This is a genomic window from Secundilactobacillus odoratitofui DSM 19909 = JCM 15043, from assembly GCF_001434895.1.
Lineage (GTDB): Bacteria > Bacillota > Bacilli > Lactobacillales > Lactobacillaceae > Secundilactobacillus > Secundilactobacillus odoratitofui.
The window spans coordinates 42,952-66,301 of record NZ_AZEE01000001.1; the positions used below are offsets into that span (position 1 = coordinate 42,952).

General features: G+C 44.0%; 24 protein-coding genes and 1 other RNA gene. 5 read left to right on the forward strand and 20 right to left on the reverse strand.

Annotated elements, in window-relative coordinates:
- The first annotated feature begins 28 nt into the window (after positions 1-28).
- Complete coding sequence (gene lrgB / locus FD04_RS00205; protein ID WP_082603065.1) at positions 29-796, forward strand: antiholin-like protein LrgB; 768 nt, start codon at positions 29-31, stop codon at positions 794-796.
- A gap of 308 nt (positions 797-1,104) precedes the next feature.
- Here lrgB and FD04_RS00210 read toward each other — a convergent pair whose 3' ends face one another.
- The 4 genes from FD04_RS00210 to FD04_RS00225 form a co-directional block, all read right to left on the reverse strand.
- Positions 1,105-2,940: an APC family permease gene (locus tag FD04_RS00210; RefSeq protein ID WP_056946186.1), complete on the reverse strand. Its 1,836-nt coding sequence runs from the start codon at positions 2,938-2,940 to the stop codon at positions 1,105-1,107.
- A 349-nt stretch (positions 2,941-3,289) separates the two neighbouring features.
- Positions 3,290-4,912, reverse strand: coding sequence for a chaperonin GroEL (gene groL / locus FD04_RS00215; protein WP_056946188.1), 1,623 nt, complete (start codon positions 4,910-4,912; stop codon positions 3,290-3,292).
- A gap of 56 nt (positions 4,913-4,968) precedes the next feature.
- On the reverse strand, positions 4,969-5,253 hold the full coding sequence (groES, locus tag FD04_RS00220; RefSeq protein WP_056946190.1) for a co-chaperone GroES: 285 nt from the start codon (positions 5,251-5,253) through the stop codon (positions 4,969-4,971).
- A 177-nt stretch (positions 5,254-5,430) separates the two neighbouring features.
- Positions 5,431-6,069, reverse strand: coding sequence for a redox-sensing transcriptional repressor Rex (locus FD04_RS00225; protein WP_054701990.1), 639 nt, complete (start codon positions 6,067-6,069; stop codon positions 5,431-5,433).
- A gap of 231 nt (positions 6,070-6,300) precedes the next feature.
- Between FD04_RS00225 and FD04_RS00230 the strand changes: the two genes are divergently transcribed.
- Complete coding sequence (locus FD04_RS00230) at positions 6,301-8,250, forward strand: ABC-F family ATP-binding cassette domain-containing protein (RefSeq protein WP_054701987.1); 1,950 nt, start codon at positions 6,301-6,303, stop codon at positions 8,248-8,250.
- A gap of 103 nt (positions 8,251-8,353) precedes the next feature.
- On the opposite strand, the gene tsaD is transcribed toward FD04_RS00230, so the two are convergent.
- The 16 genes from tsaD to tadA all read right to left on the reverse strand — a co-directional run bounded on the left by tsaD (position 8,354) and on the right by tadA (position 19,525).
- On the reverse strand, positions 8,354-9,391 hold the full coding sequence (tsaD, locus tag FD04_RS00235; protein ID WP_056946192.1) for a tRNA (adenosine(37)-N6)-threonylcarbamoyltransferase complex transferase subunit TsaD: 1,038 nt from the start codon (positions 9,389-9,391) through the stop codon (positions 8,354-8,356).
- Positions 9,392-9,871: a ribosomal protein S18-alanine N-acetyltransferase gene (gene rimI, locus FD04_RS00240; protein ID WP_056946194.1), complete on the reverse strand. Its 480-nt coding sequence runs from the start codon at positions 9,869-9,871 to the stop codon at positions 9,392-9,394.
- The gene (rimI, locus tag FD04_RS00245; protein ID WP_056946196.1) at positions 9,858-10,442 is read right to left on the reverse strand and encodes a ribosomal protein S18-alanine N-acetyltransferase; all 585 of its coding nucleotides are present in this window, start codon (positions 10,440-10,442) and stop codon (positions 9,858-9,860) included. The genes rimI (FD04_RS00240) and rimI (FD04_RS00245) overlap by 14 nt, the downstream gene beginning before the upstream one ends.
- Positions 10,426-11,148 (reverse strand): tRNA (adenosine(37)-N6)-threonylcarbamoyltransferase complex dimerization subunit type 1 TsaB, encoded by a 723-nt coding sequence (tsaB, locus tag FD04_RS00250; RefSeq protein WP_054701981.1) that lies wholly within the window; start codon positions 11,146-11,148, stop codon positions 10,426-10,428. The genes rimI (FD04_RS00245) and tsaB overlap by 17 nt, the downstream gene beginning before the upstream one ends.
- Positions 11,149-11,195: 47 nt before the next feature.
- Positions 11,196-11,960 carry an acyl-[acyl-carrier-protein] thioesterase gene (locus FD04_RS00255; protein ID WP_054701978.1) on the reverse strand — a complete coding sequence of 255 codons (765 nt, stop codon included), beginning with the start codon at positions 11,958-11,960 and terminating at the stop codon, positions 11,196-11,198.
- A gap of 21 nt (positions 11,961-11,981) precedes the next feature.
- Entirely contained in the window at positions 11,982-12,869 is an 888-nt protein-coding gene (gene rsmI / locus FD04_RS00260) for a 16S rRNA (cytidine(1402)-2'-O)-methyltransferase (RefSeq protein WP_056946198.1), read from the reverse strand.
- Between the two features lie 15 nt (positions 12,870-12,884).
- Positions 12,885-13,223 (reverse strand): DNA replication initiation control protein YabA, encoded by a 339-nt coding sequence (locus FD04_RS00265; protein WP_054701975.1) that lies wholly within the window; start codon positions 13,221-13,223, stop codon positions 12,885-12,887.
- A 75-nt stretch (positions 13,224-13,298) separates the two neighbouring features.
- Positions 13,299-14,306 carry a DNA polymerase III subunit delta' gene (gene holB, locus FD04_RS00270; protein ID WP_054701974.1) on the reverse strand — a complete coding sequence of 336 codons (1,008 nt, stop codon included), beginning with the start codon at positions 14,304-14,306 and terminating at the stop codon, positions 13,299-13,301.
- A 12-nt stretch (positions 14,307-14,318) separates the two neighbouring features.
- Positions 14,319-14,648, reverse strand: coding sequence for a cyclic-di-AMP receptor (locus FD04_RS00275; RefSeq protein ID WP_054701971.1), 330 nt, complete (start codon positions 14,646-14,648; stop codon positions 14,319-14,321).
- Between the two features lie 15 nt (positions 14,649-14,663).
- Positions 14,664-15,299, reverse strand: coding sequence for a dTMP kinase (gene tmk, locus FD04_RS00280; RefSeq protein ID WP_056946200.1), 636 nt, complete (start codon positions 15,297-15,299; stop codon positions 14,664-14,666).
- 438 nt (positions 15,300-15,737) lie between these two features.
- On the reverse strand, positions 15,738-15,980 hold the full coding sequence (locus FD04_RS00285) for a YaaL family protein (RefSeq protein ID WP_054701970.1): 243 nt from the start codon (positions 15,978-15,980) through the stop codon (positions 15,738-15,740).
- Between the two features lie 16 nt (positions 15,981-15,996).
- Entirely contained in the window at positions 15,997-16,596 is a 600-nt protein-coding gene (gene recR / locus FD04_RS00290) for a recombination mediator RecR (RefSeq protein ID WP_054701969.1), read from the reverse strand.
- 25 nt (positions 16,597-16,621) lie between these two features.
- Entirely contained in the window at positions 16,622-16,936 is a 315-nt protein-coding gene (locus FD04_RS00295; protein WP_056946202.1) for a YbaB/EbfC family nucleoid-associated protein, read from the reverse strand.
- Between the two features lie 22 nt (positions 16,937-16,958).
- Positions 16,959-18,704: a DNA polymerase III subunit gamma/tau gene (dnaX, locus tag FD04_RS00300; RefSeq protein WP_056946204.1), complete on the reverse strand. Its 1,746-nt coding sequence runs from the start codon at positions 18,702-18,704 to the stop codon at positions 16,959-16,961.
- Between the two features lie 176 nt (positions 18,705-18,880).
- Positions 18,881-18,967: signal recognition particle sRNA small type (gene ffs / locus FD04_RS12270), an RNA gene on the reverse strand.
- A 45-nt stretch (positions 18,968-19,012) separates the two neighbouring features.
- On the reverse strand, positions 19,013-19,525 hold the full coding sequence (tadA, locus tag FD04_RS00305) for a tRNA adenosine(34) deaminase TadA (RefSeq protein ID WP_056946206.1): 513 nt from the start codon (positions 19,523-19,525) through the stop codon (positions 19,013-19,015).
- 193 nt (positions 19,526-19,718) lie between these two features.
- Between tadA and nrdH the strand changes: the two genes are divergently transcribed.
- The 3 genes from nrdH to nrdF all read left to right on the forward strand — a co-directional run bounded on the left by nrdH (position 19,719) and on the right by nrdF (position 23,221).
- Positions 19,719-19,946: a glutaredoxin-like protein NrdH gene (gene nrdH / locus FD04_RS00310; RefSeq protein WP_054701968.1), complete on the forward strand. Its 228-nt coding sequence runs from the start codon at positions 19,719-19,721 to the stop codon at positions 19,944-19,946.
- A gap of 96 nt (positions 19,947-20,042) precedes the next feature.
- Entirely contained in the window at positions 20,043-22,214 is a 2,172-nt protein-coding gene (gene nrdE, locus FD04_RS00315; RefSeq protein ID WP_056946212.1) for a class 1b ribonucleoside-diphosphate reductase subunit alpha, read from the forward strand.
- Between the two features lie 50 nt (positions 22,215-22,264).
- Positions 22,265-23,221 carry a class 1b ribonucleoside-diphosphate reductase subunit beta gene (gene nrdF / locus FD04_RS00320; protein ID WP_056946219.1) on the forward strand — a complete coding sequence of 319 codons (957 nt, stop codon included), beginning with the start codon at positions 22,265-22,267 and terminating at the stop codon, positions 23,219-23,221.
- The last annotated feature ends 129 nt before the right edge of the window (positions 23,222-23,350 follow it).

Sequence of the window (23,350 nt, forward strand, 5' to 3'; positions counted from 1 at the left end):
TTTCTTATTAAAGAAAGGAATGAGTTAAATGAATTGGGCCCCGTTTTTAGGTAAAGCTGTTGCAAATCCAGCTTCCGCACCGCTTTTATTCTTTGGTATTTTCTTGTCACTCATCGTTTTTCTAATTGGCCAATATTTATTTAAAATTTCAAAAGGGTTCTTCCTGTTTCAACCATTATTCGTTGGGATGGTCCTAGGTATTTTCATTTTATGGCTTATGTCAAAATGGTTAGGTGTATCCTTACCAGACTTCTACACGCAGGCTTACAAACCAGGTGGCGACCTGCTATTCTGGTTCTTGAACCCAGCCACGATTGCGTTTGCCATCCCGCTTTATCGCCGGAACGACGTTGTTAAAAAATTCTGGCTTGAAATTGTGCTATCATTAATTGTTGGTTCTATTATTTCATTGTTCGTTATTTACTACGTTGCCAAGATCTTCGGCTTGAACAACTCGATGATCGCATCAATGTTGCCACAAGCTGCAACGACTGCGATTGCGATGCCAATCTCTGGTGCTATCGGTGGTGTACCTGCCGTTACTGCCATGGCATGTATCTTAAACGCCGTCTTGATTTACGCCTTAGCTGACTTCTTGATCAAGATCTTCCGTTTGAACAGCGATCCCGTTGGTGCTGGACTTGGTTTAGGGACTGCCGGACACACGGTTGGTTCTGCCAAAGCCGTTCAACTTGGTTCAGTTCAAGGTGCGATGGCTTCCATTGCGGTGGTTGTCATCTCAATTGTTATTGACTTAGTTGTACCGACCTTCGCTTCAATGATGGGTCTCCACTAGTCGATAGCGTATTAGATAACACATCGGTTAATTAAAAAAATAGCCACTGTTTCGACGTGATCGAAACAGTGGCTATTTTTGGTTCTATATACTATCTCTTAATTAACAGATTCCCAATTTACAATCAAACGGTATCATTTGCACTTTAATGCTGTGAACCTTTCAGCAAGTTAATCCACTCAATTTAGCCACCCTATCAGCCGTTTAGATCAAGGACTAGTCGCCACCTCTAAAAGTCATCGACCTAACAATTAAAATCGCGTAGATGCCCAAATTTAAGCATCTACGCGATTTTAATTAACTGTTAACTAGCGTTTCAGGTGGTAACTATAAGTTGAAACGATAATGTTTTCTCGTGTATTTAAAGCGGTTCTGAGGCGCAATGCCGTTTGGTTATGCAGTACGTTTTGCCATGGCCGGCGTGGTACGAACTGCGGTACCAAAACCGTTGTGGTAAAGTTGCGTTCTGCCGCCCGTTTCGCAATCACATCACAGAATCGCAACGTTGGCGTGATGATTGACCGGTAAGACGAATGAATGTCGACAAACCGAACGTCTGGGAACTCAGCCTTAAACTTTTGCGCTGTTTTATGTTCTTTACGTGGATTCTCGTCAAACGAAACGTGCATGGCAATCACATAATCACCCACGGAACGCGCATAGTCAATTGCATTGGCTGTAACTTGCGTCACGTTGCTGACTAACACGATTACCGTTGCGCCATCGTAATGGTGGTTAACTGACGCGCTTTGCGCAGTGACCTTTAGCTGATGGGCAACATTCATGTAGTGTAAATGAATGCGGTAGAACATGTAATAAAGTGCCGGCATCACGATCAAGTAAGGCCAGACATTACTGAAACGAAGGAAAAACAGTGACACAACTAAGCCAAGTGAGATGAACGCACCAAGAAAGTTGATTGTCGCCTTCAATGGCCAAGCACCTTCACGAACACGTAACCAGTGCCGAATCATCCCGGACTGTGACAGGGTAAATGGTACGAAAACCCCCACAGCATACAGCGGAATCAGTAAACTGGTTTGACCGTGGAAGATGAGGATCAATACGATGGCACCCAGAGCGAGGGAAATAATCCCGTTTGAGTACCCTAACCGATCACCACGATCTAGATAGGCGTGTGGCAAAAATTTATCCTTTGCAAGGTTGTAAGCCAAAATTGGAAAGGCTGAAAAACCGGTATTTGCCGCAACTGCCAGGATCATCGCTGTCGCTAATTGTAAAATGTAGTAAATCAAACCGTGACCAAACACAGCGGCCGCAATCTGTGACAGCACCGTGTTATCAGCCATTGGTCGAATACCAAGGTAATAACTTAAGAAGGTGATACCACCAAAGAAGACACCTAAGATAGCTGCCATGATTGCCAGTGTTGCACTGGCATTATGGCTCTTAGGCTTATGGAAATTTGGTACCGCGTTACTGATGGCTTCAACCCCAGTCAGAGATGATGACCCGCTTGAAAAGGCCCGTAAAAACAGAACCAAGGTCATTCCTTGAACCGGGGCACCGATTGGCGCCGCCGCATGATACGTGATTTGACCCGTCACAATTTCAAAGAAGCCCCAACCAATCATTGCAATAATCATAACAATGAAAAGATAGACCGGAATGGTTAAGAAGGAAGCCGATTCCCGTAACCCCCGTAAGTTCAGTCCCATCACTAAAATTACAATAATGATCGAAATGCCAACCGTGTGTGTTCTTAACGCCGGTATGGCTGAAACAATGGCATCAGTACCAGAAGTAACGGAAACCGCAACGGTTAACATGTAGTCAACCAATAACGATCCTCCAGCAACCAACCCAGCTGGTTGCCCCCAATTCGTGGTCGCCACCACATAAGCGCCGCCCCCAGATGGATAGGCGTGGATAATTTGCTGATACGACAGTGTGATTGCAAATAATAGCACTAAGACCAAGGCTGCGGCCCAAAGTTGGTATACCAAGGCTGCGGCAGATAAGGTGATCAGCACCGTCGTAATTTGTTCGGTCCCATATGCCACTGAAGAAAGTGCATCAGAGGACAATAGTGCCAATGCTTTAAACTTCGTTAAGGCCTGGCCGCCCTCTTCTGTGGTCTTCAGCGGTTTCCCAATCAGGACCCGCTTCAAATAACGCCACATGTTATTTACTCCTTTTCGACGAATAACAGCTATCGACCACAACACTGCATAATCGATAGCTCCATCCGCACAAGACTATTAAGTTTGATTCAATACAATAATTGCATGCAAAATCAATTGGTATTGTACACCAATCTGGCAGCAAATACTATTGAATTTCAATTCTTATTTCAAGTGACCGCTGAAGTAACCAGACAGTGACACTGTTCAATCAATTCTATCTGTCATAAATTCAGTTAACGGTGTTTTCAACCAATAAATAGCCTACTCTCCTGTGATCAAACGCTCATCCTTTGACAGAAACAAAAAAACCACTCCTGAGAGTGGTTTTTTTGTCTAAAGATGCTAATTACATCATACCGCCCATACCTGGTTGTGCAGGTGCAGCAGGTGCAGCGTCATCCTTTGGTTCGTCAGCAACAACGGCTTCGGTCGTCAACAATAACGCTGATACAGAAGCGGCGTTTTGTAATGCTGAACGCGTTACCTTGGTAGGATCCACAATACCAGCGTCAACCATGTCGACATATTCGTTAGTTGCTGCGTTGTAACCAACACCAGCATCTAAAGTCTTCATGTGTTCAACGATGACTGAACCTTCCAAACCGGCATTTTCAGCGATTTGACGAACAGGTTCTTCCAAAGCACGGCGAACAATGGCAACACCAGTTGCTTCGTCGCCTTCAGCTTCAACCTTGTCTACATCACCAATGACGTTGATCAAAGCAGTACCACCACCGGCAACAAAGCCTTCTTCAACGGCAGCACGAGTAGCGTTCAAAGCATCTTCAATACGGTACTTACGTTCCTTTAATTCGGTTTCAGTAGCCGCACCGACACGGATAACGGCAACACCACCGGCCATCTTGGCAAGACGTTCCTTTAACTTGTCACGGTCAAAGTCTGAAGTCGTTCCTTCGATTTGTGACTTGATTTCAGCAACACGTTCGCCAATTTGTTCCTTAGAACCAGCGCCTTCAACGACAGTCGTATCATCCTTCGTCACGTTAACCTTGTTAGCTTGACCAAGTTGTTCAATAGTAGCGTCCTTCAAGTTAAGGCCTAAGTCATCGGTAATCACAGTACCACCAGTTAATACGGCGATATCTTGCAATTGTGCCTTACGACGATCACCAAAACCAGGTGCCTTTACAGCAACCACGTTGAAGGTCCCACGCATCTTGTTCAATACAAGGGTTGGTAAAGCTTCACCAGTAATGTCATCCGCAATAATCAAGAGTGAACGACTTTGTTCAACAACTGATTGTAATAATGGTAAGATATCTTGGATATTTGAAATCTTCTTATCAGTGATTAAGATATACGGGTTGTCAAGGTTAGCTTCCATCTTATCGTTGTCGGTAACCATGTACTGTGACATGTACCCACGATCAAATTGCATCCCTTCAACAACATCCAAACTAGTATCAACACCACGTGATTCTTCAATCGTGATAACACCGTCGTTACCAACTTTTTCCATGGCATCGGCAATCAGCTTACCAGTTTCTTCGTTTGCTGAAGAAATTGCAGCGATTTGGGCGATATCATCTTTAGTGGTCACTTCATGGCTCATCTTGTGCAAAGCCTTGACAGCTGCATCAGTGGCCTTTTCAATTCCGCGACGAATACCAACTGGGTTAGCACCAGCGGTCACGTTCTTCATACCTTCGTTAACGATAGCTTGGGTTAAAACAGTAGCGGTCGTAGTCCCATCACCAGCAATATCGTTGGTCTTTGATGCAACTTCTGCAACTAACTTAGCACCCAAGTTCTCAAAGTGGTCTGAAAGTTCAATTGCCTTAGCAATCGTAACACCATCATTAGTGATGGTTGGGTTGCCGTATGATTGTTCCAAAACCACGTTACGACCCTTAGGACCGATCGTCGTCTTAACTGTATCTGCTAATTTATCAACGCCACGTAACATTGCTGCACGAGCGTCTTCAGAAAACTTAAGTTCCTTAGCCATAATTTTAATTCACCTCATAAAATATTGTTTAAGTTTAATTCAATTGTGGAAAGTGATTAGTCAACGATTGCAACTAAATCCTTTTCGTGGACAACCAAGTATGTGGCATCTGCATATTTAACTTCAGTACCTGCGTATTTATCAAATAAGACAGTGTCGCCTTCCTTTACACTTGGCGCAACCTTTTCACCATTGTCAAGCACGCGGCCATTACCAACTGCAACTACCTTGGCAGTTTGTGGCTTTTCTTGGGCATTGCTTGCCAGCACGATACCACCGACAGTTGTTTCCTCTTCTTCTTGTGCTTGTAAAATAACACGGTCTCCTAATGGTTTTAACACTTGAATCCCTCCAATAAATCTAAAGTTTAGCACTGTTAGCACTCATCTAACATAAGTGCTAATCACAATAACTACTATAAAATGTTTCGTTTTCAATTGCAAGTAATTTAACCAATTCTACAAAAAAACTGACCAATTCTCGTTTTAGAGTCATGGTCAGTCAAGTTAAAAATAGCGTTAAACCTCTTCGTTATAGTGATCGAGGAAGTAAATCAAAGTTTGCAATTCATTGGTTAAATCAACGTTTTGAACCCGCACATTAGATGGCACGGAAACCCGAAGTGGGGTAAAGTTTAAAATCCCCCGCACACCACCAGCAATTGCTTCATCGGTAACGTCTTGCGCATTCGTTGCTGGCACCGTCAAGATCACGATTTTAATCTGTTGGTCTTCCAGTTGCTTGCGCAGTTCAGCCATTGGGTAAATTGGTACACCACTTTTAACGGTGTTGGCCAATTCTGGCTTAACGTCAAAGGCAGCGCTGATTCGGACATTACTGTTTTGGTGGAAGTTAAAGTTTAACAGTGCGTTACCTAAGTTACCAACCCCGATTAGGGCGGCGTTGGTAAGCTTATCTTGGTTCAAAATTTTCTTGAAGAACTTCAATAAGCTTTCAACGTCATAACCGTAACCACGCTTACCTAACGCACCAAAATAAGAAAAGTCGCGTCGAATTGTGGCAGAATCAACTTTGACTGCTTCAGAAAGTTCCGTTGAAGAAACCCGCGTCTTATCTGCGTCACGTAAAATATTCAAATAACGATAATAAATTGGCAATCGTTTTGCCGTTGCTTTTGGAATCTTTGTTTCACTCAAGTCTCATTTCCTCCTTGTGAATTTTCACGAATTAAATGTTAGCCATTTTTTATCACAACTTGTTTTTCTTTAAATTTAAGATTGTGAAATCACCATTCCTGTACATTGTAGCATATTCATCGAATTTGTGAAATAATTTTCAATAAAAAATGCACAAACAACTGATGAGACTATCCGACCACCACCTAATAATGGTAAAATAGTTTCACAATAGAAAGGTAGCTGAACAACATGTTATTACAAGTCCAACAGGTTACGCGTCGGTTTGGTGCTGACACCCTCTTTGACAACGTTAGCTTGGATGTCCCGGAACATGGACGTGTCGCACTTGTCGGTCGTAACGGTGCCGGAAAATCAACCTTGATTCGAATGATTACCGGTATTGATGCACCAGATGAAGGCCAGATTATCTATAAAAAAAATATGACGATCGGGTATCTTGCTCAAGATACCGGGTTAGATTCCACTAAATCGATTTGGGAAGAAATGGCTAGCGTGTTCAAGGATTTACAAGATCAAGAAGACGCCCTCCACCAACTTGAAGCTCAGATGAGTGACCCAGAGATTATCGATGATCCAGAACAATTTGAACGTCTTTCAAAAACCTATGACCAGCGTCAGGCCGCCTTTAAGGCCAATAACGGTTATGGTTATCGTGCCGAGATTCGGGGCGTACTTCATGGCTTTGAATTTGACGAACCAGATTACAGCCGGTCGATTACCGAGCTTTCTGGCGGTCAAAAGACCCAGCTTGCACTTGCTAAGTTATTATTAGAAAAACGCGATTTGTTAATTTTGGACGAACCTACCAACCACTTAGACGTTGAAACGCTCACTTGGCTTGAGGGGTACATTCAATCTTACAAAGGTGCGCTACTGATCGTTTCACATGACCGGTACTTCCTTGACCGCCTGGTGTCAGAAGTTTACGAAATGGCCAGCGGGACGGTGACCCACTTTCACGGTAACTACTCAAACTATGTTACTCAAAAGGCCGCCAAGCTCCAACGGGAATGGAAAGAATACGACAAGCAACAGCACAAAATCTCACAACTCGAGGATTTTGTGAACAAAAATATCGTCCGAGCGTCTACCACGAAACGTGCTCAAGCTCGTCGAAAACAGCTGGCTAAAATGGATCGACTTGAGCGGCCAGAAAACGATGATAAAGTTGCTCACTTTGCGTTCACGCCCAACCGTCAGAGTGGCAATATTGTCCTCACTGTGACTGACTTAGCCGTGGGTTGGAATCCAGATCAAATCCTAGCCCAGCCCGTTAACTTGGACATCAAAAAGCATCAGGCAATTGCCATTGTCGGTCCGAACGGTGTCGGTAAATCAACTTTGTTAAAAACCATTCTGGGCAAAATTCCGGCCATCGCCGGTGACGTTCGCTTCGGTACTGGTGTTGATACTGGTTACTATGATCAAGAACAACGCTCGTTGCACGACAAAAAGACCGTTTTGGCTGAACTTTGGGATGACCACCCAACCACACCAGAGCGCGATATCCGGACAATTTTGGGGAGCTTTTTATTCACTGGTGAAGATGTGGACAAGTTAGTGCACAGTCTAAGCGGTGGTGAAAAAGCCCGACTACTCCTTACTAAATTAGCGATGAAGCATGATAATTTCCTAATTTTAGATGAACCAACGAACCATTTGGATATTGATAGTCGTCAAGTGCTTGAAAACACCCTCAATGATTTTGACGGCACCATTCTCTTTGTTTCACATGACCGTTACTTTATCAATCAAGTGGCGACGTCGGTGGTTGAACTATCAGCCAGGGGCTCAGAATTATTCTTGGGCGACTATAATTATTACCTTGAGAAAAAAGAAGAGCAAGCTGCAGTAGCTGCACGTGCCCTTGCTGAACAAACCGCTGGTCAACCAGTGACTAAATCAGTGAGTCAAAGTAAACAAAGTTATCAGCAGTCTAAGGACCACCAAAAGCAACAACGTAAATTACAACGTGAAGTTGAGCGTCTTGAGACGCAGCTCACTGAACTTGGTGATCAAAAGTCGCAGCTTGAAGTATCCATGACTTCCCCAGATGTCTTCAATGACCAAGCCAAAATGGCGGAACTTCAGACTCAGTTAGAAACGATTACGACTCAAATTGAAACGGTTGAAACGCAATGGGAAGAATCCTCCATGGCACTTGAAGACTTAGACTAGCCAACCAATTACCAGTTCGCAACGACACTGCAACATAAAAAAACAAGTGAACCACTTCCGAAATTGAAAGTGTTCACTTGTTTTTATTTTGACCTCATTGTGATTACGCATTTGCTTGTGTAGTTTCAAGCCAGTCGAACTCCAGACTAGGGTCAGCGTTTAACCCAGCATCACCAAACTGATTGAGCTGATAAGAAACGTACCCGGCAGCCCCAATCATGGCGGCATTATCACCACACAACTTGATTGGTGCCTTTAAAAAGGTAACGTCTGGAAATTGTGTTAATTCAGTTGTTAACCGATCTCTCAACCCTTGATTAGCGGCCACACCGCCAGCCAAAATTAACTGTTTAACCGGAAATGCCTTTAGAGCGCGAACCGTTTTGTCCGCCAGTACATCCACGACTGCTTGTTGGAAGCTGGCAGCAAGATCTTCACGATTTAACGTCTCACCGATTTGATCAGCATGGTGGACAGTGTTGATAAACGCACTCTTTAGTCCACTAAAACTAAAGTCGAAACTATCATCCTTGTCCATAGCTCGTGGAAAGTGGAAGTTATCCTTGCCTAAGTGAGCCAGACGGTCCACTTCTTTACCAGCTGGATAGTTGATACCCAGCACCCGGCCAATTTTATCGTAAGCTTCACCAGCCGCATCATCGCGCGTTTCACCAATGATTTCAAATTGGCCCGGTTCGGCCAAATAAACTAACTCCGTGTGGCCACCAGAAACTAACAGTGCCAAAGCTGGAAATTCAATCGGGGCAACGTACCGCGCTGCGTAAATATGTCCAGCCATGTGATTGACCGGAATGAGTGGCAGTTGATGGGCGTAAGCCACCGTCTTAGCAGCGGTAACGCCAATCAACAGTGCGCCTACTAAACCTGGGCCATAAGTGACGGCAACGGCTGATAGGTCATCATAAGTCACTTGGGCCTCCGATAGCGCCAAATCAATACAAGCCGTAATCTGTTCAATATGGTGTCGGCTAGCGACCTCTGGTACGACGCCACCAAATCGTTGATGACTCTTGATTTGGGTTGCCACAATGTTAGAAAGGATTGTTTTGCCGTCCTCAACCACAGCAACACTGGTTTCGTCACAACTTGATTCAAATGCTAAAATTAAATTTCGTTCCATTCACTCGTCGTCCCCTTTCTTAACATTCACAATAAACTTCATTAAAATAGCGTCTTCATCCGGATTGCTGTAATATGCCGGTCGTTTACCGATCACTTTAAAGCCCACTCGTTCATATAGCGATTGAGCTGCAGTGTTTGAAACCCGAACCTCTAAAAAAATTGCCGATCCCGTGGCTAATTGCGCCACTAGGGCTTCGAATAACGCCTGAGCATGACCACGTCGTTGATAATCGGGGTGAACAGCCACACCAGTAATGTCGACTTGATCCAAAACTTGGATGATGCCAATATAGCCCACTAACTGATCATGGTCATAGCGAAGCAGGTACGCCCGTTTAGCCGTTGCCATATCTCGTTTGAAGGTTTCAACCGACCAAGCAGCGCCCGCGGGGTAAGCTAACTGAGCAATTTCGGCACACTTCTCCGCAAACTCGCCAAGCTCTGGGTAGGCAACAAATTGGTTCTTATACTGTGTCATGATCACTGATTCCCGTGGTTAAAACCATATCAACAGCATCCTCATGATCACCAAAGTAGTAACCCTTTTTAATCCCGGCCTTTTCAAAACCAAGGTCCTGATACAGCGACTGTGCCCGAACGTTACTTCGCCGAACCTCCAGCGATACCTGTTGGAGTCCTAGATGACGCGCTTTTTTGATCATGACCGCAATTAAAAAATGACCTAAGCCACGATTTTGATAATCGGTGACGACAGCAATATTAGTAATGTGGGCGTCACTTTTGACGTCGTTAAACGTACAGCCAATAAAGGCAAGCAGTCGGTCGTTGCGACGCAATACAAGATATAATCGGTCCGTCTCACGACGTAATTCGCTGGCAAATGCAGCCGAATCCCAGGGCGTTTTACCGCCGTACACCGCACGCTCAATACCAAGCATTTCGGGAATATCCGTAAATTGGGCTTTGGCTAAGAAGTAAGCCACGTCCTGAATATAAACCTCATGATTTTTAATATCTAATACGTCCTGATACTTCGCTTCTTGAACCTGAAAAATTTGGCGATACCAGTCCTTAAACTTTTTCAACATAATTGCTACTATCCTCTTCTGGGTGTTGCTTTTGCCAATCGGCTTCTGCCTTGGTTAATCTTAGGTAACGTGGCACAAATGCATTGATGTCTGCCACTGGCGCAACACTGTTTCCTAATCGCGCCAGCTGAACAGCACTCGGTAAATTAAAAGCTGCTGGATATTGCAGATAACGGTCCGCTAAGACATTTTTCAGTCGCTCTGAAAAAGCACTAAGTTCGCCTAAAACCACGACTGATTCATTAAGGTCAGCAATGCGTTTTAAAAAGTCACCGAAGTCCGCGTGCTGATCTTCAATCACCGTAACCGGTTGCTGGTCTTTGATACGGTAGACCCCGGCAAAAACGTGGTCGTTACGGCCATCAAAAAACACCGCCACCAATTGGTTGTCAGTCATCACATTGGCTGCAATGGTTGCTAAACTCGAAACGCCAACTAACTGAAGTTTTAACGTATCGGCCAAAGTTTTGGCGGTTGTAACGCCAATCCGAAGACCAGTGTATGAGCCTGGCCCGTCCGCAACTACTACGCGATCTAAATCAGCCGGTTTCAAGCCAGCGACTTTCATCAACGACTCAATAATTGGTAGTAAGTGTGCTGCGTGTTTTTGCGTGATCGTAACCGTAGTCGTCGCCAAAACTTGATCATCTGACAAAACGGCTACGCTCAACGGGCGATTAGATGTGTCTAATGCCAATACTTTCATTTAGTTTAAATGCCCCTTTTTATTCATGTACCTATTTTGTTGAGAACTTAATGTTTGATAATTGGTTGCCAATGAAACTCGGCTTCCGTCGCCACATCACCGTTTTCCATGAGAATTCGATGCTTCGTCACGATTGGTTCCGAGACATCCGTCATCAACGTTGCTTCACTGGTCACAACGTGGTGATACTGAACTTCATTTTCGAACCGAATGTTAATTTCGGTCAAATCGTGGCGCGTCAAAAAGCTCATCGGTAAAGCATCCAGTAACCAATCAAAATAACGTGAATTATTAACGTGACCGTTACCATCGATATCAAAATACCGAACTCGATACTGTTTCGTCAGTAACTGCTCTTCAGGCGTCAATCGTTTGGGACGGCCCAAGCGCGGAATCATCTTGACTTGTTCAGATTGAAACGGCGCAATAATGTCGTCTGGAATACTGACAATTTTACGAGTCTGATGATTCATTGTCACCCAAATACTTTCGACGTGCACACATTCAGCTCCTGCTGCGTCGTGTACCCAAAATTCACGAAATGCAAAATAGCGATTGTAACACGTTGCCCGTGTGGAAATCGTGATCGTTTCATCAACTTTAGGTAGCCGGGTAATGGCCATCTTATACTGGGTCACAACCCAGCCAATTCCTAATTTAATAACGACGTCGCTCCCAACCCCTAAAGAGGTGGTTTGGTCTTCTGAGGCTAAGATAATCATGTTGATCAACATTGCCGGTGTTACGGTGTTTGTGACATCAGTTTCGTAAAAGGTAATCTGATGTTGTTCTGAAAATGTGGTTGCACCCATGTGGTAATCCTCTAATTCCTATTAATTCTGATCTAAGTGATGATAAATTTGATAAACGGCCTGCTTTTTAAGTTGCCGGTAGTGGGCCACCTGTTTGATGGCATCGTTGGGTTTCAGGCCAGTTTCAATCAGCTGGTTCACGAAGTCTTCAATGCTTAATTCTGGTTGATCACCCGTTGCTTGGTCACTTGGTCCATCCGGGTTACCCCCAACAATGACGACAAACTCGCCACGAACTTGATCTGATTCAGTTGCCCAATCTAATAATGATTGCAACGTTCCACGAACAAACTGTTCATGCTTTTTAGTTAGTTCCCGGCACAGTGAAGCAGGTCGTTGACCACCCAACACCGTGACCATTTGAGTCAAGGTTTTCGCTAAGCGGTGCGGCGCCTCATAAAAAATCAAACTTTCCGGACGGTCTTTTAACGCTGACAAGGTCTCACGTTGAAGTTTTGGCTTACGATCCAAGAAACCGTAAAAATAAAACGGTTGTGGTGATACGCCGGACGCAATTAATGCGGTTAACGCAGCATTGGCTCCCGGTAACGGCACAACCGGAATCTGCGCTTCTATACAAGCCATCACCAATTCATGACCAGGATCGCTAATCGATGGCATCCCCGCGTCACTGACTTGGGCCAGATCTTCGCCAGCAACTAACTTAGCAATGAGTTGTGGAATTCGTTCTTGGGTATTATGTTCATGAAAGCTAATTTGAGGCGTCTCGATTTCAAAATGATTTAACAGTTTTTGGGTATTGCGGGTATCTTCAGCAGCAATCAAACTCACCTGCTTTAATACCGCCACGCTTCTGTATGTCATATCGCCTAAATTACCAATCGGGGTGGGCACCAAAAACAACGTTCCCGTCTGATTCTGTGCTGAAAAACTTAACTGTGACTGCACGCTTAATCCTCCACTCTATCGTTCACCGTAAATAACCTCTACACAAAAAGCACAAGGCTCGTTGTTTTCACGACGTTTACCATACTCATAATTGCAGACATGGAAGCCTTGTTCATATAATTTTTCAAGGTTTTGCCGCGACTTAGACAACTGTGGTTCTGGATTGTCGCTATTCAGTTCCCGTTCGTGATCACTGCGCAGGACTTCTCTTAAATGCTGGTTTTCAATCTCTAACTCGGCATTTTGCTCTAAAGTTTGGGTGACTTCGTCTTGCACTTGCTCAAACCTTGTAATAATCTGCGTCATTGCTAGTTGTAAATTTTTTAAATCTTCATAAACGTCACGTTTTACCAAGATGGCACCCTCTCTTCAATAATTCTGACTGGTCGTTATGTATTGAACGGTGTGCTATACCGCTCTAGCGCTGAACTAAAATTGATCTAAAATTGTCAATGTGAGTGATTCCAAAATACTTTGAATGGCCATGTTGCCAGCTAACGACTTTTTAGTAGTTAACGTGGCTGTCACAATCGTAAGAAGTTGGCGGCGCGATAACTGCTGCGCTAATTTGGTGATCATAGCGTCTGCTTCCGGAAAACACCCTGATTCCTCAGTTGTGATAAATTTACGGTTTAAGGTTAGCTGCCAAATCAAGATGATGACATCCAACAGCGTCGCTTGGTGATCTCGATCTCCCGCCAGAGGCATTAATCCAGTTGAAACGGTCACAAACGCCATGTCGTCGTTTTTAGCGAGTTGCGTATACCAGCGACTCACCTCGTGCTGACATTTAACCAACCAATCATCCGTCATCAACATCTCTGAAACTGCCATGCTGTTGGTCAAGGCACTCAACAGCGGGATTTGATTTTCAGAGATACCAGCTTGGCGCAACGTTTCCGAAAAAGCGGTCGCACTCAACGCTGGAAATTCAACGATTTGAGTTCGGGAAAGAATCGTGGGCAACATCATACTCTTATTGGTAGTCAGCAAGAAAATGGTTCGATTAGCGACCGGTTCCTCAATAAATTTGAGGAGACCATTAGCAGCGTTACTCGTTAACGTTTCAGACCCCTCAATGATGAACACTTTGCTGGCACCTTCAACAGCGCTTTTACTAAATTCATCCTTGATATAACGCACCTGATCAATCTTAATTCGTTGACCCTCTGGTTGAACCATCACAACATCGGGGTTATCCCCTGCCAAAATGCGTTGACACTCGGCGCACACGCCACAGGGATAGCCATCGGCTGTGACGTCTGAACAAAAGAGCCGCATTGCCACTAACTGTGCGACCGCTTGTTTACCGCAGCCCGGTAAACCTGAAAACAAGTACGCGTGACTCAGGCGTCCGGTTGTGACCAGGTGTAAGAAGTGGGCAGCTAGCTGTGGCTGTTTTTGGGTTGCTTGTTCAATTATCGTTTGCGTCGTCACACCTAACCCCCACTAAAACTGATGAAATTGTTCGATTGGCATTACAAAGACCGTGGCCCCACCAACTTGCACTTCCACTGGATAACCCGAAGTACTATCCATTTGAGCATCCAAATTAATCGGTGGGGTCATAAATTGCTGACGGGTTCGCGACGTTTCATCGATCAAATCCAACACTTCTTGCACCCGTTTGTCTTCCACACCAATCATATAGGTTGTATTACCGGACTTTAGAAATCCACCAGTCGTTGATAAGCGCGTGGCGCCGATTCCGGCCTTTACGAATTCACTTCGAAGTCGGTTTGCATCTTTATCTTGTACAATTGCAATCACTAGTTTCATCTTAAAAATCCTCTCTTATTGATGACGTTTGATAGCGTTTGTAATCAGTAACTTAGCTTCATTGATCACTTCTGGCAGTGGTTTAGTGGCATCGATCGTTACAATTCGATCCGGATGAGCGGCTGCCAGTCGTTGGTAAGCTGCTCGAACCCGTTTATGAAATGACAAGGTTTCGGCATCTAAGCGATCAACCACGTCACGGTGGGCCTTAATGCGCGCCAGTCCTACTTCAGACGGTACATCCACGTAAACGGTTAAATCAGGAGTCAAACCATTAGTTGCAAATTGGTTCATTTGGTACACTGCGTCCTCCCCAATTTGTCGACCAGCCCCCTGGTATGCAACTGAGCTATCAACAAACCGATCACACAAGACAATTTTGTTTTCGTCGAGTGCCGGCTGAATGGTTTCTTGAATATGCTGACGTCGTGCAGCAGCGTAGAGTAATGCTTCTGTTCGAACGTCCATTTCTGTATTTTTTGGATCTAAGATAATCCGTCTGATTGATTCTGAAATCTGATTGCCACCTGGTTCTCTGGTGACGACGATATCACGACGTTGCGCTTGGTTAAATTGTTCGGCGATGGCTGATAATACAGTCGTTTTTCCAGCACCATCTGGGCCTTCAAATGTAATAAATAATCCTGACAAATTGGTTACCTCGATCCACAAAAATAACGGTTGGTATCAACTTATAACTGTCCAAAAATTGATACGACACGCTTCAATTGTACTTGAAACGTACAGTGATGTCTAGCAATCCTATGGGCCAATTTGGGACTTGAATTGACTCAGTCGCGAGACCTTTCATACAGTTGAATTGTTTCACCCAACCCACTATTATTCCTACATACAAAGATGAGGTTGGAAAAAGTCTATATTGACAAAAATCGAACGAGTTGCTTAGCTTCAAATTAAATAAAAATTTCAATTAATTTCAAACCTATTATCTAGCCTAATCGTGTGATAAAACTCAAGTCCCGGCCATAGAAGCGAAAAAATCGTGAATTCCTACAAATCAGGAATCCACGATTTTTTCGCTTCTATTCTGGGACCTAAACGAGTTTTGTCCCACACTCAGATATTGTTCTAGAAATCAAAAACCGAGGCTTGAATATGTTGTCCGCGAACATGGCGCAGTCGCGCTTCTCGATACAAGAAGAGGTACTTTTGGCGTGCCAAAGCGGTTTGAGCAGTAATTTCTTCATCAACATCAGCGATTGCTGCCTCAGTTTGTTTGGCGTGATCCCACTCTTCCTTTGCACGCTCAATGGTCGTTAATAACCGCGCGTCATAGTCAGCTCTTAAGTGTTGCTTTTTACTACCGAACACGTTTACACTTCCTTACTTACATTTCTGTACGACCCTCAACGGCTTTAAATAACGTCATTTCGTCGGCGTACTCGATATCAGTACCAACTGATAAGCCGTGCGCTAAGCGGGTGACTTTGATACCAGCCGGTTTAATCAAACGGGATAGATACATTGCGGTTGCTTCACCTTCTGGCGTTGCATTAGTGGCAACGATTACTTCTTTAACAGCTTCATTAGTTTGGAGTCGTTTCAAGAGGCTGGCCATATTTAGATCTTCTGGTCCCTTACCTTCAATGGGTGACAAAACACCATTTAAGACGTGATACAGGCCGTGATATTCCTTCATCTTTTCCATGATCATAATGTCTTTGGCTTGTTCGACTACTAAAATCTGACTTTGATCACGGGTTTTATCTCGACAGATGTCACATGGATCACTTTCGGTTAGGTTGCCGCAAATCGAACAAAAATGTAAATCTCGCTTTGCCGAAATCAATGACTTCGCAAACCGAGTCACATCATCACTATTCATATCAATTGTGTAAAAGGCTAATCGGGTGGCGGTCTTTTGACCGATTCCCGGCAACTTCATGTAACTATCAATTAATTGGGCAATCGGTTCAGGATATTGCAAGACTCACATTCACTCCATTCTTTAACTACATACCAGGTAAATTATTGGTGTACTTGCCAAGAGTCTGTTGACCCTCCGCATCAATTTGCTGAAGGGCATCGTTGACCGCTGCTAAAACCAGGTCACTTAACATATCCGGATCATCTGGATCAATTGCTTTAGGGTCAATCGTGAGTGCCTTCATCACCCGTTTGCCAGAGAAAGTCGTTTTGACTAATTCATCTGGTGAAACACCCGTAAAGTCCTTACTTTCCATGACTTTTTGTTCTTCGGCCAATTGTTTTTCCATCTTTTTCATTTGCTTCATCATGTTTCCCATGTTACCCATTCCACGCATCATTATTAATTACCATCCTTATTATTTAATCGGTTTTTACTTCGACAACGTCTTCACCAAAGAGTTGTTCGGCTTTTTCAACAACCTCAGTTTTAGTCGCTGGTTGTGTCTCCGCTGACGCTGAGGTCTGTTCATCGTCATGATTAGTCTCGGCAGCCGGTTTGCTTTGACCGGTCACCTTGTGTTGTTGAATGTATGTTTTACGAATTTGTGGCCATTGATCAATTGGTACAAACACAATCTTAGGGACTTTGTGCATCAACCGGTCAAGCCCATTCTCAAGCGCATCAATTAGTTCTTGATCGCCATTAGCGTGCTCCTGCATAAATGCATTATCAAACGCAATGATGGCGCCATCCTCACTTGCCGCAACCGGTTTTGATACACCCATAACGGACCGCTGTGGGATTGACAACATATTCATCAAATCTCCCCAAACTTCCTGGAGTGCGGATAAATCTTGACGGGTGGCAGCGCCAAGAATTGGATAGACTTGGCCAAGGTTAACTTGACTTCGCTTAGCTGTTGGCTTTGGTGTACTCGTTACTGGCTTAGCAGGGCTTGAAACTGTCGGTGCTTGTTCTAGCTTTTGAACGGTTTGTTTTAACTGACGCACTTCTGCCATCAAACGTTCCAACTCACCGGCATCTGCCTGACTGGTTGGTGCCGCCGCTATAGGAGTCGATTGTGGTGTCCCTGCAAGACGAACCGTTAAGACCTCCAGATAGACATCTTCGTGGGTTGTAAACCGCATTTGTTGCTGGATATCGTTTAAGTCATCAATTGTTTGATAGAGTTGTTCTGGCGTCACACTACTTGCCAACTTTTTGAACGATTCATCCACTTGGTCCATTTCAATTTGCGTGACTAACTCCGGCGATTGTCGATATAAGAGTAAGTCACGGGCCAAATTCACTAAATCTTCCGTGAACCGTTCCGGGTCTTTACCATCGGCTAAAACGGCTTGAACCGTCATTAAGGCCTGCTGCGTTTGCTGAGTCGTAACCTGAGTCAAATAGTCGACTAACAACTGCTTGCGAACAGCCCCCGTCACTAACAGCGCGTTATCTAGTGTAACGGTTTCATCGCCAAAAGAAATCACTTGATCCAAAATACTTAAAGCATCTCGCATACCACCCTCAGAGGCTTTTGCGATAACTTTTAAGGCTTCATCATCGTAACTCAGCTTCTTTTCATCCAAAATATGCGCCATCCGTGCCAGACTATCCTTGGCTTGAATCTGCTTAAAATCAAAGCGCTGGGTTCTTGAAATAATGGTAGCGGGAATCTTGTGTGGCTCCGTCGTGGCTAAAATAAAGATCACGTTAGCTGGTGGTTCCTCAAGGGTTTTAAGTAGTGCGTTAAAAGCACCAGTTGAAAGCATATGAACTTCATCAATGATGTAGACTTTATAATCAGCTTCTGTCGGTGCGTACTTCACTTTATCCCGAATATCGCGGATTTCTTCCACACCGTTATTGGAGGCAGCATCAATCTCAATGACATCGTTTAACGTGCCCTTTGTAATGGCCTGACAAGTCTCACACTCATTACAAGGTTCACCATCTTGTTGATGACGACAATTGACTGCTTTGGCAAAAATTTTGGCCATCGAGGTCTTACCAGTCCCACGGGGACCGGCAAATAAATACGCATGACTGGTTTGTTTTGTTTTAATTGCGTTTTTTAACGTCTGAGTAACCAGTGTTTGGCCAATCACTTCATCAAAACGTTGTGGTCGCCACACCCGGTATAAGGCTTGGTAACTCATGTTTAGTCCCTCGATTCTTGTTTGATCACGTCTCTAGTGTACTGCTAAATTATTATATAGTGTTTAGGTCGCAAATACTACCTGTACCCACTGTCATTTCTGCAAAATTAATTCTTTAAGCATAATAAGAGGACGGCAACAAAACGATGTTTTGTCCCGTCCTCACTCATAATCATATTAACTTGGAACACAAGATAACACAGACTTAGTGCTGCTTCCTTCCGGACCTGACACGATTCGTAAGATTACCCTTGTTCCAAGGCCTTGCGGCACTTACTACTTTAGCATATTTAACGGTTCAATGCCAACTAATTTATTGATTTTTGTTGGTCTAATCGTTTTGATTGCTGTTTTTGCAACTTTCGACGCTTGCGGGCCGCTTTAAAAAAAGCCTTTAATTGTTGACTAGCGTCTGCGGCCAAAACACCTTCCGTTACTTCCACTTGGTGATTAAGTCGTTGGTCGTTAAGCAACCTATAAAGGGTACTAACCGCACCAGCTTTAGGGTCACGGGCACCAAATACCACCCGCTTTAACCGACTGTTCACAATACCACCACTACACATGATGCACGGCTCTAACGTAACATACAGCGTACAATCTACTAGACGCCAGCTATTCAAGACTTGATTGGCTTCTTCAATCGCCATCATTTCCGCATGATCGACAGCGAGTTGGCTGTGTTCCCTCAAATTGTGACCGCGACCGATAATTTCATTGTCATGGACCACAACCGCCCCAATTGGAACTTCACCAATTAAAGCGGCTTTTTTTGCTTCCAACAGCGCTGCTCGCATAAATTTTTCATCAATTTTTGACATCCGACATCCTCTTCATCGTACAGGTCATTCACAAAAAATATTTTTACCAACTAAAAGTAAGCACAGTTCCCGGTGTTGTCCCATATTTAGTATTGCAAAACCAAAACGAACACAAAATATAGGGTCAAGACGGTTGAAATTTCTCCAGACTGGTGTAAACTCTATTTATCGAGATTACATAGGAGTGATTGAAATGGCAAAAGTAACTGTTTATTCAAAGAACAACTGTATGCAATGCAAAATGACCAAGCGTTTCTTAACGGAACACAATGTGGATTTTGTAGAGCACAATATTAACGAGAGTCCACAATATATCGATTACTTAAAAGATCGTGGGTTCCAATCCCTGCCCGTCATTGAGACCGAAGACGTGAAGTTTAGCGGCTTTAGACCAGATAAACTTCAACAACTGGCCATTTAACACGCAGGCTGCAGGTGGCGTTGTCTGGATACCAGAAAACGTCACCTTTTTTATTTTACTTAATTTAACCCCAAGAGAAAAGAGTGAGTTTAAAAAATGAGCTTAAAAGACCTAAAAGATGTCACCTACTACGATCTTAACAACGAAATCAATATTCCGGTTGATGGTCAAATTCCTTTGAATAAGGATCAAGAAGCCCTTGAAGCATTTCTAACCCAGAACGTGCAGCCTAACACCATGCAGTTTGATTCACTTCAAGATCGTTTTAACTACCTATTAGATAACGACTACATTGAAGCTGATTTTTATCACAAATACCAATTTGCATTTATTCAATCATTATACGATTATTTAAATTCTCAAAACTTTCACTTTAAGTCCTTCATGGCTGCCTATAAGTTTTACGCCCAGTACGCGTTACGTACCAATGATAATAACCTATATTTGGAACACTTCATTGATCGGGTTGCGTTGAACGCGCTTTACTTCGCTGATGGCGACGAACGACTTGCGATGGACCTCGCCGATGAAATGGTCCACCAACGTTATCAACCAGCCACACCTAGCTTTCTTAATGCTGGTCGTAAACAACGTGGCGAACTGGTTTCTTGTTTCTTGATCCAGTCAACTGATGATATGAATACGATTGGTCGGACGATCAATTCTGCACTGCAACTTTCACGAATTGGCGGTGGCGTTGGGATCAACCTGTCAAACTTGCGTGGTGCCGGCGACCCAATCAAACATATCGAAGGCGCCGCCAGTGGCGTTGTGCCCGTCATGAAGTTACTCGAAGATAGTTTTTCTTACTCCAACCAACTTGGTCAACGTCAAGGTGCTGGTGTGGTCTATCTCAGTGTATTTCATCCAGATATTATCGCCTTCTTATCTGCTAAAAAAGAAAACGCCGATGAAAAGATTCGGCTAAAGACCCTATCCCTTGGAATTACCGTTCCCGATAAATTCTATGAACTATGTCGTGATAACGCTGAAATGTATCTTTTCAGTCCTTATGATGTTGAACGTGAATACGGGGTGCCATTTAGCTATGTCGATATTTCAAAAGAATACGACAACATGGTTAACAACGATGCAATCGCTAAAAAGCACTTACCCGCTCGTGAACTTGAAACTGAAATTGGTAAGTTACAACAAGAATCCGGTTACCCTTACATCATCAACATTGACACGGCTAACCGTGACAATCCCATTGATGGCCGCATCGTGATGAGCAACTTGTGCTCCGAAATTTTGCAGGTCCAAACCCCATCAACGGTGGATAATACGCAAGCTTACGAACAACTCGGTCGCGATATTTCATGTAACCTGGGTTCCACTAATATTGTAAACTTAATGGCCAGCCCCGATTTTGGTCACTCAGTCGCAACCATGGTTCGGGCCTTAACCTTCATTACGGACCACTCCGACATTGATGTCGTGCCTTCAATTCAAAATGGTAATCGTCTGGGTCACACCATCGGACTTGGTGCCATGGGTCTTCACAGTTTCTTTGCTAAAAACCAGATGATGTACGGTGATCCAGAAACCGTTGAATTTACCAACATTTACTTCATGCTCCTCAACTACTGGACACTCGTCGCTTCAAACCAAATTGCTAAGGAACGCCAAACAACCTTTTATAACTTTGAGAAGAGCGATTACGCTAACGGGACGTACTTTGATAAGTACACGACCGCAAACGACCAATTCCAACCTCAGTCAAAGAAGGTTCAAGCACTCTTCAAGGATGTCTTCATTCCATCCGCAGCAGATTGGGAAGCCCTCAAACGCAACGTCATGAAAGACGGTCTGTATCACCAAAACCGCTTAGCAGTCGCCCCTAATGGCTCAATTTCGTACATCAACGATACGACGGCTAGCCTCCACCCAATTATCAACCGGATTGAAGAACGCCAAGAAAAGAAGATTGGTAACATCTATTACCCAGCACCTTATTTGTCTAACGAAACGTTACCTTATTACAAGTCTGCCTATGATACTGATATGCGTAAAGTCATTGACGTCTACGCCGCTGCTCAACAACACGTTGACCAAGGCATGAGCATGACGCTCTTCATGCGGTCCACCATTCCAGCCGGCCTCTACGAATGGAAAAACGGTCGAACGGATAAAATGACCACTCGAGACCTCAGTATCTTACGAAACTACGCACACAAGAAAGGCCTCAAGTCGATCTATTACGTTCGGACCTTCACCGATGATGAAGGTGAAATTGGTGCCAACCAATGTGAAAGCTGCGTCATCTAAAGCAGGCTGATTGGCAATGACACATTAGACGCAAAAGGAGCTTAATCTTAATGACAGACTCATACCACGCAATTAACTGGAACGCAGTCGATGACCTCATCGACAAGGCAACCTGGGAAAAACTAACCGAGCAATTTTGGCTCGATACTCGAATCCCCCTCTCAAACGACTTAGACGACTGGCGTGAATTAGACGACACGCATAAGTGGGTCGTCGGCCACGTATTCGGTGGTTTGACCCTACTAGACACCCTACAATCACAAGATGGCATGGCCAGTTTACGTAAAGATACACGCACACAACACGAAACTGCCGTATTAAACAACATCCAGTTCATGGAATCCGTTCACGCCAAGAGCTATTCCTCAATTTTCACGACGCTCAACACACCGGATGAAATCGACGAAATCTTTAAATGGAGTGACAGTGAGGAATTTTTACAAAACAAAGCCCTCCGAATCCGTGATCTTTACCATGATGATAGTCACCCACTTAAAAAGAAGATTGCAAACGTCTTTCTTGAAACTTTCCTATTTTATTCCGGCTTTTTCACCCCACTTTACTACCTTGGTCACAATAAGTTAGCCAACGTGGCCGAAATCATCAAGTTAATTTTACGGGATGAATCAGTCCACGGCACCTACATTGGTTACAAATTTCAAGTTGGTTTTAATCAATTGGGTGAAAATGAACAACAAGAAATCAAAGACTGGATGTTTAACTTCTTGTATGAACTATACGAAAATGAAGAAAAATACACCCACTTGGTTTATGATCAAATTGGCTGGACCGATGAAGTCCTTTCCTTTATCCGCTATAACGCCAATAAGGCCCTTATGAACCTCGGCCAAGATCCACTGTTCCCAGATACTGCAGACGATGTTAACCCCATCGTAATGAACGGTATTTCGACTTCTACGGCTAATCACGACTTCTTCTCGCAAGTTGGTAATGGTTACCTGCTTGGCAACGTTGAAGCCATGGAAAACAGTGACTACGATATTTAAGCATTGAGGCCCATTCTAATGTAATTTAAAAGCTCAAACGCCATTTTTAAGCGTTTGAGCTTTTTGATTAGACATTTTAATCTAAATGACCGATTTGGCATCGCAGCGGTTTGATTGTCCTCATGATTT